This window comes from Bradyrhizobium paxllaeri (genome assembly GCF_001693515.2).
Lineage (GTDB): Bacteria > Pseudomonadota > Alphaproteobacteria > Rhizobiales > Xanthobacteraceae > Bradyrhizobium > Bradyrhizobium paxllaeri.
This window is the reverse complement of the sequence record NZ_CP042968.1, coordinates 1,490,921-1,504,338: the sequence shown is the minus strand read 5'-3', so window position 1 is coordinate 1,504,338 and position 13,418 is coordinate 1,490,921. Positions and strand designations below refer to the sequence as shown.

Genomic DNA, 13,418 nt, shown 5'->3' with positions numbered 1-13,418 from the left:
TTTCGGCGCTGTTTCCGGATAGATTGTCCGGAAAGTCTCCTCCGTGTCCGCTGATTGCTACGAAGCCTAACGAACGGCCATCCAGGTCGCCATGCCCACCATCATCAGATTCTCGGTCAACGAAACGAACCCGAGCGGGACTTTGCTGCTACCCCCGACGCATGCGCATTTGAGCTCTCGCCGATCTATGTAAACCGCTTTGAAGACCGAAATCGCTCCGATCCCGCCGATGAAGAGCGCGATCGGAATTGCGATCCACTTGAATAGGCCGCCGGCGATCATCAAAACACCCGAAACCGCTTCGCCGAACGGATAGACGTAGGCATATCGAACGACCCGCTGAGCGAAGAGGTCGTAGCCCAGGAACATGTTCGAGAACGTCTCCAGATTCTGCAGCTTCAGGATCGCAAGGATGCACATGCTGAAGGCGACGAACCATTCCCCGGACCGGACCGATATCAGCGTGCCGGTTGTCGCCCAGGTCCCGGCAAGCGCCATTGCCAGCGCGGTGGCGAAGACGGCAACGACCGGTTGGTAACTTGTCGCATTCGGATCGGCGACCGGCTGGTGGAAGTAGCGGCGCAGGTCGTCGTAACCACCAACCCGATTGCCGGCGATGAAGATCTGGGGGGTTGTATCCACGTGCTCGGATGCCATGAACGCATCGGTTTCCGCGCGGCTCTTGAACTGATGGTCCTCGACGTCGAATCCTTGGCGATGCAGGAGGTCGAGCGATTTGAGGCCGAATGGGCAGATATGCTCCGGCGTCACCATGCGGTACAGCATCGCCGATTTTGTGGGGATGTGATCCAATGCGATGATCCCGCTTCGCGATCTAGGTTTCGTTCTTCCGGTATCTTTCACGCGTGACGTCTTTGGCCACTGGGTCCAATGCGCGGTTCCGGTAATGATAGCTAAGGACGCCGTAGATCAGCGCGACGAGAAGGACGAACGCTCCGACGAAGTACACGGCTTCGAGGCCCATGGCGATTTCTCCTGGACGGTTCAGGCGGCGTGGCGCTTTCTGGTTCGGGCGGCCTTCTTGGCTGACCGCGAACGTTCCGCTGCCGGACGCTTGGCCGCGGCGGCCCCGCCCAGGCGGCCGCCCTTGCGCGACGGCGAGTGGTCCTCCTTCGTGCCTCGTCCGGAGCCGCTCTTCTTGCCGCCGTGGGTCTCCTTGTTGACGGTCGCCCAGGCACGCCGCTCGGCTTCGTCCTCCGGAACGCCGCGATGCTCGTAGCCTTCCTCGATATGCTCGGCCTGGCGCTTTTGCTTGTCGGTGTAGCTGGATTTGTCGCCGCGAGGCATGGTGGTCTCCGTCGTTTAGGACCTCGGAACCAACCCCTGGGCAAGCTATGAGGTTCCTATTCGAAATGGTCTCGCCTCCGCAGGCTGCAGGTCGGTGAATGCGGCTCGATCCGATTTCGCTGCGTTTAGAAGCGGCATGGCGGCCTGACATCAGAGCCCAAACGGATAGGTATCCGGAACCCCCGTTGGGCGATGCTGCGGTCCTAAAGGACTGACCGCGTGAGTCTCGTTGAACCACAAGAACGAGTCGAACTGCTGAGGCAGCGAGGCTTCAGCATAATGGCTTTGCAGTTCGGTATTCGGGCGGTAGATGACACCGATGAAGCGTTCGAGGCGCGGCTCGAGCAGGCGACGGCGAAGGCTCTCGTCGCGGCGAAATTCCAGCAAGCCGCTTGTCGCGCCCGCATCGTGGAACAGTCGCTCATAGCTGTCCGGCCGGGAGGGCCGTACCCGCATCACTTCCATCTCGCCGTCCCAATCCGAAGCGGCGGCGACGGTGCCCGTATGAGTGCCAAATCCGATCAGGGACGCGGCTCCAGCGAACTTCTCTCGACAAAGCTGACCGATGTTGAGTTCGTCGCGGACCGCGCCCATCTCGGTGAATCGGGCATCCCCGATATGAGAATTGTGCGCCCAGACCACGGCCTTAGATCGAGTCCCTTGCGCGTCCAGAATATGGCCCAAGGTCTCAAACATGTGGGTGTCTCGTAGATTCCAGGATTCAGCGCCGCCATAGTACATGATGCGGTAATAGCGTTCGGCCGAGGCGATCAGCCGTGCGTTCTGGGCGGCGTCCAGGAAGCTGTCCGGATCGTTCGCGGCGTAATCCAGTTCCTTTGTCAGGATCTCCTGGCATTGCCGAAGGACCTCGGCCTCGCATTTCCGATAGCCTTCGGTCAGGACGGCACGGCCGTAGGTCGAAGGTTCGCGCTGCCAAGGGGTGAGACAACCATAACGCTCACGGGCGACCGCCGCGGCTTCAGGATCAACGCTATCGAGGTAGCCAAGGAGGGCCGCAACCGAGCTCCGCATGTTGTAGAGGTCGAGGCCGAAGAACCCGGCCCGCTCGCTTGCCGGTTTCCCTTCATTGTGTTTGCGCATCCACTCGACGAACGCGGCGACATCCGCGTTTCGCCACATCCAGGTCGGGAAGCGCTCGAACGGCTTTTCGGTCGGACCGTGGGACACTCGACGGCGAACGTACCTGTCGATGGCGGCGGCGTCAGGCCAATCCGCTTCGACAGCGACAATCTTGAAGCCTTGCTTCTCGATCAGGTGGCGCGTGATCGCGCCGCGGGCCCGATAGAACTCTGACGTGCCGTGACTGGCTTCGCCCAGCAGAACGACGCGCGACCGCGCGAAGCGATCGAAGGAGGCGCCGAAGGCGGGATCGTCGAAGGACGGCAAGGGTTCGACGGCAGCGCTGATCATCTCCGTCAGTGAGCCAAATCGTGCGCGCCCAGGGACGTGATTGCTGGCGGAACGCGTGCCGTCTTCGGCCCATCCGTGCTCTCCGATCAGTGGCACGAAGCGGACGGCGCCGAAGGTTTCTTCGTCATATTCCGCTTCACTCCGGCGCGTGATCCGCAGCAGCAACTGTTCGTCTTCGAAACCACCGACCGGGATGATGAGGCGTCCGCCGACGGCCAACTGCTCTTTGAGCGCATCCGGTATCGTTGGCCCGCCGGCGGCGACCAGAATCGCGTCGAATGGCGCTTCTTCGGGCAGACCGCGCGTACCGTCGCCGGTATGAACCACGCAATTGTCGTATCCTATCGCGGCGAGACGTTGGGTGGCGACTCTGGCCAGATCGCCATGTCGTTCGATCGTGTGAACCGCTCCGGCGAGCCGAGAGGCCACCGCCGCGGCATAACCTGAACCGGTTCCGACCTCGAGCACCTTGTCCGCCGGGTTCAGTTCGGCCGCTTCGCTCATCAACGCGACGATATATGGCTGCGAAATAGTCTGCGCACCCGCGATCGGCAACGCACCATCCTCATAAGCGAATTCCTCGAAGCCGGATTCGACGAACCGCTCCCGTGGGACCTCTGCCATGGCACCAAGAACACGTCGGTCGCGAATACCGCGGCCGGCAAGTTGAACCTCGACCATGCGATTGCGAAGTTGGGCGAAATGAGCCATCGCAGCACCTCCTTTGAAGTTGTGGTGCGAGAAGCCAATGGGGAAAAGCCAGCCCGGTTCCTTTCAGCGCGGCCAAGCGCCTGCTGCGGCTCGAAAAAAAGGCAGGTATCGACTCAGAAAAATTGCAACTTCGCTCCGGTCCATCGGTTACAGCACCGTGTTCGACAACTTCCGCCCAAGATTCGCGCGCAGTATGATCGAACCGAGCGGAGGAGCTGCGATACCTTCGCGCGAGACCCGCGGCAACGAATGCGACAAAGCCACTCGTCGGAACTGCAGCTTGCCGGCCGAATTGTCGTGGCGAAGGCAACCGACTGCCCGGTCATGACCTTTCGTCACCCCGGAGCTTGGTTGCTTCGCTTCGTTGTCCTTATCGGAACGATTGACAGCATGAATGGATCGATGCCGTGGTGGGAATCCGCCGTCATCTATCAGGTCTATCCGAGGTCCTTTCAAGACACCAATGACGACGGTATAGGCGATCTCAACGGCATCACCCAAAGACTGCCGCATCTACTCGATCTTGGTGTCGATGCGATCTGGATTTCGCCGGTTTTCCGTTCGCCGATGAAAGACTTCGGCTATGACGTTTCCGATTACACCGACATCGATCCGATCTTCGGTGCGATGCCGGACTTCGAACGACTGATTGCAGAAGCACATGCGCGCGGGATCAAGGTGATCCTGGACTTTGTGCCCAACCACTCCTCCGATCAGCATGCGTGGTTCGTCGAAAGCCGCGCGTCCAGGAATAATCCGAAGCGCAATTGGTATATCTGGCGTGATCCTGCTCCCGATGGCGGTCCACCCAACAACTGGCTTTCGGAGTTCGGCGGCAGCGCCTGGGAGTTCGATCCACCCACGGGCCAGTATTACTATCATGCCTTCCTGAATTCCCAGCCCGATCTTAACTGGCGGAATCCGGAAGTGGTGGAAGCGATGCGGGAGGTGCTGCGCTTCTGGATGCGCAAGGGAGTAGACGGATTCCGGGTCGACGTAATCTGGCACCTGATCAAGGACAATGAATTTCGCGCCAATCCACCCAACCCAAATTATCGTGAGAGCAGGCCGCCGAACGAAGCCTTGATACCGCTGCACACCACCGACCTGCCCGGGGTCCACGATGTCATCGCCTTGCTACGCCGGACCACTGACGAATTTGCGGATCGACTGTTGATCGGTGAAATATATCTGCCGGTGGAGCGCCTCGTCACTTACTACGGCAGGGATCTCGACGGAGTGCACCTGCCCTTCAATTTTTCTCTGCTCAATGTTCGCTGGGACGCGAAGTGCATCCAGGCCCTGATCGCGGAATATGAAGGCGCGTTGCCGAAAGACGGGTGGCCAAACTGGGTGCTCGGCAATCATGACCGGCCACGTATCGCTGGCAGGGTAGGTTCGCGCCAGGCCGCGGTTGCGGCCATGCTGCTGCTGACACTTCGCGGCACGCCGACGATCTATTACGGCGATGAGCTCGCCATGACCCAAGTGGATGTCCCCCGCGATCGCGTGCGCGACCCGTTCGAACGCAATGTCCCAGGGATCGGAGTCGGCCGGGACGGCTGCAGAACGCCGATGCAGTGGAATTCGGGTGAAAACGCCGGCTTCAGCAAGGTCGATCCCTGGCTGCCGCTCGCCGACGATTGGCGATCGAACAACCGGGCGAGGCTGCGCGAGGACCCCCTTTCGATTCTTAACCTGTATCGGCGCTTGCTGCGCCTGCGCAAGAAAATGCCGGCACTGTCGGCCGGCGCGTACCAGCCGTATGCCGCGGACGAGGACTTGCTGGCCTATTACCGGGAATTCAATGAGAACAGGTTACTCATCGTCCTGAACCTGACGGACCGGACACAGGCCTTGAAATTGGAAGACGGCGCACGTGCACGGATCCTGATATCAACGAGGGCAGACCGCGATGGAGAGCGGATCCCAGACGCCGTTACGCTTGTCGGCGACGAGGGCCTCGTCATCGATCTGGCAGCCGGCTAGGAACCACTGCTTCGAGCGGACGTTTGGCTCTTACTGAGGGCAGGTCACCGATCGAACGGAGCCTAGCTGCGCGCGTGAGTGTAACGGAAGAACCGAGGGCCTGGTGGCGCGATGCAGTCATCTACGAAGTTGCAGCCATCTCGTTTCAGGACAGTAATGGAGATGGCTACGGAGATCTTCCGGGTCTATTGCAACGCATCGATTATCTGAAATGGCTCGGCGTCGGCGCCGTATGGCTTACGCCCGTCTATAAAAGTCCGGATCAGGACTTTGGCTACGACATTTCAGATTTTTCCGCCATTGACGCTCGCTACGGCACAATGGATGATTTCGACCGCGTCAAGGAGGCATTGCACGAAGCCGGCATCAAGCTCGTTCTCGATTTCGTGCCCAACCATACCTCCGACCGGCATGTCTGGTTTCATGAAAGCCGAGTATCGCGAGATAATCCGAAGGCCGACTGGTACGTATGGGCGGAAGCGGGCGCTAACGGCGGGCCGCCAAACAATTGGCTCAGCCGCTTCGGCGGCAGCGGCTGGGAGTGGTGCGAGTCGCGCCGACAGTTCTATTACCACTCGTTTTTGCCCAGCCAGCCCGACCTGAACTGGCGTAACGAACAGGTCCGCCGAGCCATGGCCGGCGTCTTGCGCCTTTGGCTCGATCGCGGCGTCGACGGCTTTCGCGTCGACGCCAGCGCTGTGCTGATCAAGGACGATTTGCTGCGCGACAATCCTGCCGATCCCGAAGCCGGCGATTCCACGCCGCCGCCTCAGAGATACACGCCGGTGTTCACCGACGACCGGCCTGAAGCCATGGGCTGCATTGAATACATCAGAAGCATTCTGGACGAATATGACGCAAGGCTGCTCTGCGGCGAGGTGCAGGGCAAGACCGATCGCATCGGTCACTTCTACGGCAACGACAAGCCGCGGCTGCATCTGCCGCTCAACTTTGCACTGCTCGACACGGAATGGAATGCCATCGCGCTGCAAGCGACCATCGACGCCTACTTCAATGCGATTCCGGACGGCGGTTGGCCGAACTTTGTGATCGGGGGGCACGATAAGCGCCGGGTAGCAACCAAGCTCGGCCAGGCTCAGGCAAGAATTCTAGCGATGCTGCTAATGACGATCCGCGGCACGCCGATCATATTTGCCGGAGATGAAATCGGGTCCCAGCAGGTCAAAATTCCGCCCGAGAAGATACGCGATCCGTTCGAAAAATTTGTGAAAGGTTTCGGCCTCAATCGCGACCCCGAGCGCGCCCCGCTGCGCTGGGATGCAACCGAGAGAGGCGGCTTCACGACCGGCGATCCGTGGCTGCCGCTCAGCGAGGACAGGTCGTGCAGCATCGAGACGGCACGGCGCGATGAGCGTTCGCTGCTGCACCTCTACCGTGAACTGATCGCTTTGCGCGGCTGCGAACCCTGCCTCCTGCGCGGCGAGTACCTTCCGATGCGCGCGCACAATGACATCTTCTCTTTCGCGCGGGTCCTGGATCAAGTGCAAATCCTGGTTGGTCTCAACCTGTGCCGTGAGCCGCGGCTCTGGGAATGGCGTGGTAATGGCATCAGATTGATGACAAGCTACCTTGACCGCGAGCAAGCCAAACTCGTGGGGCCAACGCATTTGCGGCCAAATGAAGGTTTGGTGATTAAGCTGAACCGTTAAGGTCCTTTCGGCGACCTTCTCGGTCGATCAGCGCTGGCAACTATCGGCAAGAGAACTTCATCTGACGAGCTGAACGCGCAGCTCATCCAACTATTTTGCGAACGACAGTTGATCAGTAGGTTTCATCGTCGACGCGCCGGAAGTCCGGATTTCATACACGGTGTCCGCTTTTCTGAGTGAGTAGCTGACTTCAGCTGCTTGCGCCTTGTTTCCGCTGCGTGGCGGTTGAAATTCGACTTGCGGCTAGCTTTACTCTTCTAGCTCCTTTAAAAGGCGTTCGCGGTGTCGAATATGCTGCATGTGTACCGCATAGAAGCTATCGAGAAGCTTCCGAGCCTCCGTCGTGTTATGCCCATGACGGGCAAGGGCCGCTACCCTCTGCTCTTGTTCGGCAGTTCGTCGGTCGCCTTCGGCAACGTGCCGCTCCGCCTCTTCCAAGTGACGCAGACGCATCGTGCGATCCATGCGCGCAGCATAGCCTATTTGGCAGGCGGGGCGCTAAGGTTCTGCTCTGGGTGGTCAGAAGCGGAAGTCCCTGCCCCGACGTTCTTAGGCGAGTAACATTGTAGATCGGCGTACAAGGACTTACTCGGTGGCGGAAGCAATGGCGCGCCTTGGGTATACGTTTCGCAGACGCGAGCTCGCGCATCTTCGTACCTCTCCGCCTTCGGCGCGAAGCGCAGCTTTTGGGTGTGAAGTCGCCCGTGATTTCGGGCATTCAGGACACACGCCCGTAATGGGTGAGTTCTAGACATAGAAAGGAACGATTGCAGCCGTGCGCATTTGATTCCTGCGAACGCACCAGTCGCTTCCTTTCAGGAGTTTGCGCCATGCAAGGGAACAAAACCCACGAGCAGCAGAAACGAATTCTCGAGCGCAAGGAGGATGTTCCCTCGCCGAACCGATCAGATGCACAGAAGCAGTTCAATGCGGCGGCGGGCAGCGCCAAGATAGCGCGGCATGGCGAACGGCAAAGCGAGTATCCCCTGAGTTCCGGCGGAATGAACCAGGAAAGCGACCAAAACAAACATAATCACCAGACCCAGCAGAATCACAAACCGCAAAGACCTGAGCGCGCGCAGCAGAAACAGGACTAATCAGATGACCAAAGAAGGCAGAAAGGGTGTCGGGCCCACCGCGCGGAGCAAGGGCGCGGGGACCGGAGCAATGACCGATTTTCCAGAAGAAAAGCTTGGCGAAAACGACGTATTGTCAAATCGAGACAAGGCCAGTCGTTCTGAAACGCGTGGCCAGGATGGCAAAAGGATCCAGAGCGATCAATATCAAAGCACGGTGCACGAAAAGCGGTAGAAAATAGCGCGCGGGCACTTACGGCCACTTTGTCTCTTGTCTGGCTCAAGAAGGTAGCGACCATGAAAATCGGCCAATCTTCGCTGGAGTGATCAAACTTCGCATGGTTGGTGGTGTTGAAGGCTACCGACGGGATCGGTGCCGTGTACCGCCATAGCTGCGGGAGGAATGATCACGCTGGGTGGGTATTGGTCCGAGATTCGCGGAGGCGCTGGCCGCCCGGCATTACCCGAGTTGTAGCATCTTTTGTACTGAGGTTCGCATGCCTACCACGGCCGACATTCTGATCGACACGCTGATCGCCTGGGACGTTCAGGTCATCTTCGGCCTGCCTGGCGACGGCATCAATGGCATCATGGAGTCGCTGCGCACACGCCAGGACAAGATCAGGTTCGTGCAGGTTCGCCATGAGGAGTCCGCGGCCTTTATGGCGACGGCCTATGCGAAATGGACTGGTCGACTAGGCGTCTGCCTTGCGACATCGGGACCGGGCGGCACGCATCTGCTCACGGGTCTTTATGATGCCAAGCTCGATCAGGCACCGGTGCTAGCCATTACCGGGCAGCAGTTTCATGACCTGATCGAAACCTTTACCCAGCAAGATGTCGATCTCACACGCGTCTTCAACGATGTGGCTGTGCTCAACGCTCAGGTCACCGACGCTGCGCATATGGAGAATGTCGCCAGCCTCGCCTGCCGGTCGGCCCTTTCGACGCGGGGCGTCGCGCACCTTTCCATCGCCAATGACGTGCAGGAGCAGACCCTCGACGCCACAAAGCGCTCGAAGCGCAACCGGCCGCGCCATGTTCCCAATCGCTGGTTTGAGGGCCGCAGGCTTCCGACCGAGCGCGAACTCGATGCCGCGGCGGAAATTCTCAATCGAGCCAGCCGTGTAGCAATACTTGCCGGCCGCGGTGCGATAGAGGCCCGCGAAGAACTCGAGCGTGCTGCGGACCTGCTTGGGGCTCCTGTAGCCAAGGCGCTGCTGGGCAAGGCAGTCCTGCCTGACGATCATCCGCTGACGACCGGCGGAATCGGCATACTGGGTACGCTGCCCTCGCAAGAGCTGATGGAAAGCTGCGACGCATTGCTTATTGTCGGGTCAACGTTCCCTTACGTCGAGTACTATCCGAAGCCCGGCCAGGCTCGCGGAATTCAGATCGATCGCGATGGCCGGCGCATAGGCTTGCGCTATCCGGTCGAGTCGGGCCTCGTCGGTGACTGTGCGGAGACGCTGCGCCTGCTCAACTCGCGGCTAGGGCGCAAGGACGATCGGTCGTTTCTGCAGCGGGCTCAGGCCGGCATGAAGCGTTGGCGCGACCTGATGGCGCTCTCCGAAACAAAGGACGATCGGCCGCTGAAGCCGCAGGTCGTCGCCCGCGCCTTCGGCCGCCGTTTGCCGGCCAATGCCCTGCTTGCGTCTGACTCCGGCCAGAACACTGAACTCGCCGCCCGGCACATCGATCTTCAGGCGGGCCAGGCATTCGCTGTGTCCGGCAGCCTCGCCTCGATGGCCTGCGGTTTGCCATATGCAATTGCCGCCGGCATCGCCTTTCCAGGCCGGCCGGTCTTTGCCGTCATCGGCGATGGCGGTTTTGCCATGCAGCTCGGCGAATTTTCGACCGCAGTTCGGTATCGAATTCCACTGAAGGTGCTGGTGATCAAGAACAACATGCTGAACCAGATCGCCTGGGAGCAAATGATGTTCCTTGGCAATCCCCAGTTCGGGTGCGAATTGCAGCCGATCGACTTTGCCAAGGCCGCCGAAGCCATGGGTGGACGGGGCTTCACTATCGCCAAGGCATCAGACGTCGAGCGCGTTCTGGATCAGGCCTTCGCCACGGAAGGGCCCGTCGTCATCGAGGCGGTTGTCGATGCATCCGAGCCAATGACGCCGCCTAAGATGCCTGAGGACTACAGGAAGAACTTCAAGCAGGCGCTACCGGAAACGCCTGGCCGCGAACAGATCGAACGCAGCATTGCGAGCGAGCCGGTCAAATCGATGATGGACGCAAAGGCATAATCGTGCCGGCCGAAACGGGTTTCACTTCTGGCGTACCTGGCTGACCTGTTCGCCCGAACCAATCATCTTGGATCGCCCGTTCGCGAGTATGGCAATCCAAGCCCGACTCGCAGCTTACCTGTCATAGCATCCGGAACAAGCCGTCGCTCGAAACAAGCTCCGTATGCAACTTCAAACCGTTGGGCACATTGTCGTACCATGAACGAGCTCGCAAATGGACTTCTTGTTGCACTGGCGGTGTTGGCGATCTTCGGAGCTATCGCCGTCTTCTATTTTGTAATCTATACGCGTGCCGACTGAATACAGCGCGTTTGGTGACAATCGCCGGACTTTAGGTAGGGGTGGACATGGTCCATGCCGGAACATCGTGAGCAGGCCTTGCTGCGGAAGCATTGGTCAGGGTCGTGTCTAGTTGATTGAAAGATCTGAACGACCTGCTTCGATGCTCGATCGGTTCGCGGCGGGGCGAGAGGAGTACGCGGCTCCATGCTTCCGTACTTTTCTGTTGTGGATCTCGCTAGAAAAATGGTGGGTGACCTCCTGGAAAATGCAGGTCACGGCCCGCATGAAACTGCATGGGACCGCATCGAGAGTTCGGCCTATCGATTACGGCGCTACGGACAAATTGCGGAAACCAAGTCACCAGTCTTGATTGTGCCAGCACCGATCAAGCGTGCATACATTTTCGATCTGTTGCCTCAGGTTAGTGTGGTACAGCGTCTCCGCTCTGCCGGATTCGCAGTTTACTTGTACGAATGGCCGGAGGAACAGGATGCCAAATGGGGTCTCGAAGCCTGTATAAGCTCGCTTTGTCTTGCGACTGAGATGATAGCGACCAAGCATGGCGCCCCACCCATCCTGGTCGGACACTCTCTCGGCGGAACTCTTGCTGCGATCACAGCGGCTCTGGAGGCGCAGCAGATCAGGAAAGTAGTGCTCATTGAATCTCCACTGAAGTTTGGGGAGCAGACAGGAGCGCTGAGACCCATTGTGTTTGCTTCGCCAGTATTGCCGCTCGATACAATCCCGGGAACTCTTCTCAATTTGGCTAGCATTGCTGCAGATCCAAAGGAGTTTGCATTCGACCGTTATGGCGACGCCTGCGCATGCCTGGCGGATCAAGAAGCGCTGGCAATCCACCTTGCCGTTTTTCGCTGGAGCCTCGACGAGTTCGCCCCAAATGCCCAGCTAATTCAAGATGTACTTCAGCTGCTCTACCGTGAAGATCGGTTCGCGCGGAACGAACTCCATCTTCTCGGGCGGTCTGCCCAGTGCGATTTACTCGGTAACGTTGCAGCGATCGTCGATCATACAAGCCGCGTGGTCCCATCCTCATCCGCACTGGGATGCTTGAAGGCGCCTTCAGTTTTCTCATATGAGCCGGAAATTGGAGTTGCGCTTCAGCACGTGGGACCAATTGTGGGTCGGCGGGCCCACGAGAAGGTATGGCCGAACGTGATTGATTGGATGCGGGCGCACCTCTAATCGCCGTCGACCGTTTCTTCTCACGTGGCAACAATATCTACGTCTGCTTGATCAAAGTGGTAAAGATTTATTAGTCCACGTCTTTTCAATCTCGATTAGAAATTTCCCTCCGCAACTTGCACATGGAACGCCCCTTGCACGCCACATTTGTACTACCTGATCCCGGTCGTCAAAAGTCATGAGCGGTCGATAACCGTCAGCCTGAAGCCGTCCAAGGATGGAACATCTACATCGCTCTCGCCGGCAACCATTCATTCGCGCTACATGACAATCCGTCGCGCTGCGCAGGTGAGTGCACCTCGCGCGAACGGCCACCGCCGACAGCGCCGAGTCGCTTATCTCCGTTCACAACTGTTCGGAGTGAACACTGTTTGGACGCGGCTTTCAGGACCCGCGACGGATCCGTCATTGACGAGTACTAAAGCCGAGAGCAACGCATGGGTGCTTGGCGTCACATGCCGCCGGTGCGCGCTTCCCAGTACATAGGCGTCCCGTAATACCGGTGGGTACGTGTTTCCCAATCTCGATCCTGCCAGGAGTCATCGCTGAACTCAGGCGCATCCTTCAGCTGTTGCTCGGTAATACTGGTTCGAAAACCGCCAAGCGACGGATCATATGTCAGAGCGCCCCAAGGGATGGGATAATGGCTGTGGCCCAACCCGACGAATCCGCCAAAGCTCATGACCGCATATGCGACGCGACCCGACACCTTGTCGATAATGAGGTGGTCAATCTCGCCAATATTCTTTCCGCCTGCCCCATAGACCTCGGTTCCCTGAATGTCTTCGCTAGAGACACATTGATGATCGGGATGGGCTGTCGCACGGGCCATGGTTAGCCTCCTTAAACAAGGTGGGGGTTTCCTTGGCTAAACTCGACCGGTACGCGCTCGTTCCGACGGTACGGAAAAAGTCCTGCCGCAATGTCGCCTAGCGACATTACACGACGCGAGGTCTAATCACGGCACTCCTTTCGCTGGCAGCAGTGCCCGTTCGATTATGCCGCAAACTGCCTCAGAACGACCGGCTCGTAGCGCACTCGCGCTCGACGCGTTCCGTCACGTCGCGTGCCATAGCGATGGAACCAAGCGCTTCGCCTCCGTCATCTCCTTTAACGATTGCAAACGTCATCTCGACGTAAAGTCTGCGCCCGCTCTTGTGCAATGCTCGGGTCAGAGTCGGCCGACCTTGAAGCTTTAGAGTACTCTTTGTCATTGCTGCATCGAAGCCATTCCAGTGTGCGGCTCGAAGATGACCGGGGATGATCAGATCGAGACTTTGTCCCAGCGCCTCCTCTGCAGCAAAGCCAAACAGCGCGATGCAGGCGCGGTTCCAGCGAATGATCACTCCTTTGCGGTCGACGCAGATGAGAGCGTCAGCGCCTGCTCAAGGATTTTCTCGTCCAACTCTGACACCGTGTTCTCCCGTATCGGAACGATGGATCTGAATTCGTTCAAGGGCCGCGGGTTCGGACCGAACGTACGCATCCGA

At 58.9% G+C, this 13,418-nt stretch carries 13 protein-coding genes; 6 read left to right on the top strand and 7 right to left on the bottom strand.

Features of this window, described 5'->3' with window-relative positions; all coding sequences use genetic code 11:
• Positions 1-66: 66 nt before the first annotated feature.
• From LMTR21_RS07115 to LMTR21_RS07105, 4 genes are all read right to left on the bottom strand, one after another.
• The gene (locus tag LMTR21_RS07115) at positions 67-786 is read right to left on the bottom strand and encodes a MauE/DoxX family redox-associated membrane protein (RefSeq protein ID WP_065752755.1); all 720 of its coding nucleotides are present in this window, start codon (positions 784-786) and stop codon (positions 67-69) included.
• A gap of 49 nt (positions 787-835) precedes the next feature.
• The gene (locus LMTR21_RS39960; RefSeq protein ID WP_187399321.1) at positions 836-985 is read right to left on the bottom strand and encodes a hypothetical protein; all 150 of its coding nucleotides are present in this window, start codon (positions 983-985) and stop codon (positions 836-838) included.
• A 20-nt stretch (positions 986-1,005) separates the two neighbouring features.
• The gene (locus LMTR21_RS07110) at positions 1,006-1,308 is read right to left on the bottom strand and encodes a plasmid stabilization protein (protein ID WP_065752754.1); all 303 of its coding nucleotides are present in this window, start codon (positions 1,306-1,308) and stop codon (positions 1,006-1,008) included.
• 150 nt (positions 1,309-1,458) lie between these two features.
• Positions 1,459-3,450 carry a protein-L-isoaspartate(D-aspartate) O-methyltransferase gene (locus tag LMTR21_RS07105; protein ID WP_065752753.1) on the bottom strand — a complete coding sequence of 664 codons (1,992 nt, stop codon included), beginning with the start codon at positions 3,448-3,450 and terminating at the stop codon, positions 1,459-1,461.
• Between the two features lie 390 nt (positions 3,451-3,840).
• On the opposite strand from LMTR21_RS07105, the gene LMTR21_RS07100 reads away from it, so the two are divergent.
• The 6 genes from LMTR21_RS07100 to LMTR21_RS07070 all read left to right on the top strand — a co-directional run bounded on the left by LMTR21_RS07100 (position 3,841) and on the right by LMTR21_RS07070 (position 11,928).
• A complete protein-coding gene (locus tag LMTR21_RS07100; protein WP_065752752.1) occupies positions 3,841-5,439 on the top strand; it encodes an alpha-amylase family glycosyl hydrolase in 1,599 nt (532 codons plus the stop codon).
• Positions 5,440-5,513: 74 nt separating this feature from the next.
• Positions 5,514-7,109 (top strand): alpha-amylase family glycosyl hydrolase, encoded by a 1,596-nt coding sequence (locus LMTR21_RS07095; protein WP_065752751.1) that lies wholly within the window; start codon positions 5,514-5,516, stop codon positions 7,107-7,109.
• Between the two features lie 830 nt (positions 7,110-7,939).
• Entirely contained in the window at positions 7,940-8,206 is a 267-nt protein-coding gene (locus LMTR21_RS07085) for a hypothetical protein (RefSeq protein WP_065752749.1), read from the top strand.
• A 4-nt stretch (positions 8,207-8,210) separates the two neighbouring features.
• A complete protein-coding gene (locus LMTR21_RS07080) occupies positions 8,211-8,420 on the top strand; it encodes a hypothetical protein (RefSeq protein ID WP_084030589.1) in 210 nt (69 codons plus the stop codon).
• A 262-nt stretch (positions 8,421-8,682) separates the two neighbouring features.
• On the top strand, positions 8,683-10,443 hold the full coding sequence (locus LMTR21_RS07075; RefSeq protein ID WP_065752748.1) for a thiamine pyrophosphate-dependent enzyme: 1,761 nt from the start codon (positions 8,683-8,685) through the stop codon (positions 10,441-10,443).
• Between the two features lie 486 nt (positions 10,444-10,929).
• On the top strand, positions 10,930-11,928 hold the full coding sequence (locus tag LMTR21_RS07070) for an alpha/beta fold hydrolase (protein ID WP_065752747.1): 999 nt from the start codon (positions 10,930-10,932) through the stop codon (positions 11,926-11,928).
• Between the two features lie 51 nt (positions 11,929-11,979).
• On the opposite strand, the gene LMTR21_RS42160 is transcribed toward LMTR21_RS07070, so the two are convergent.
• The 3 genes from LMTR21_RS42160 to LMTR21_RS07060 all read right to left on the bottom strand — a co-directional run bounded on the left by LMTR21_RS42160 (position 11,980) and on the right by LMTR21_RS07060 (position 13,274).
• A complete protein-coding gene (locus tag LMTR21_RS42160) occupies positions 11,980-12,183 on the bottom strand; it encodes a phosphatase domain-containing protein (RefSeq protein ID WP_488225952.1) in 204 nt (67 codons plus the stop codon).
• Between the two features lie 196 nt (positions 12,184-12,379).
• A complete protein-coding gene (locus tag LMTR21_RS07065; protein WP_065752746.1) occupies positions 12,380-12,760 on the bottom strand; it encodes a PRC-barrel domain-containing protein in 381 nt (126 codons plus the stop codon).
• Positions 12,761-12,941: 181 nt separating this feature from the next.
• A complete protein-coding gene (locus tag LMTR21_RS07060; protein ID WP_246175381.1) occupies positions 12,942-13,274 on the bottom strand; it encodes a PAS domain S-box protein in 333 nt (110 codons plus the stop codon).
• Positions 13,275-13,418 lie beyond the last annotated feature (144 nt).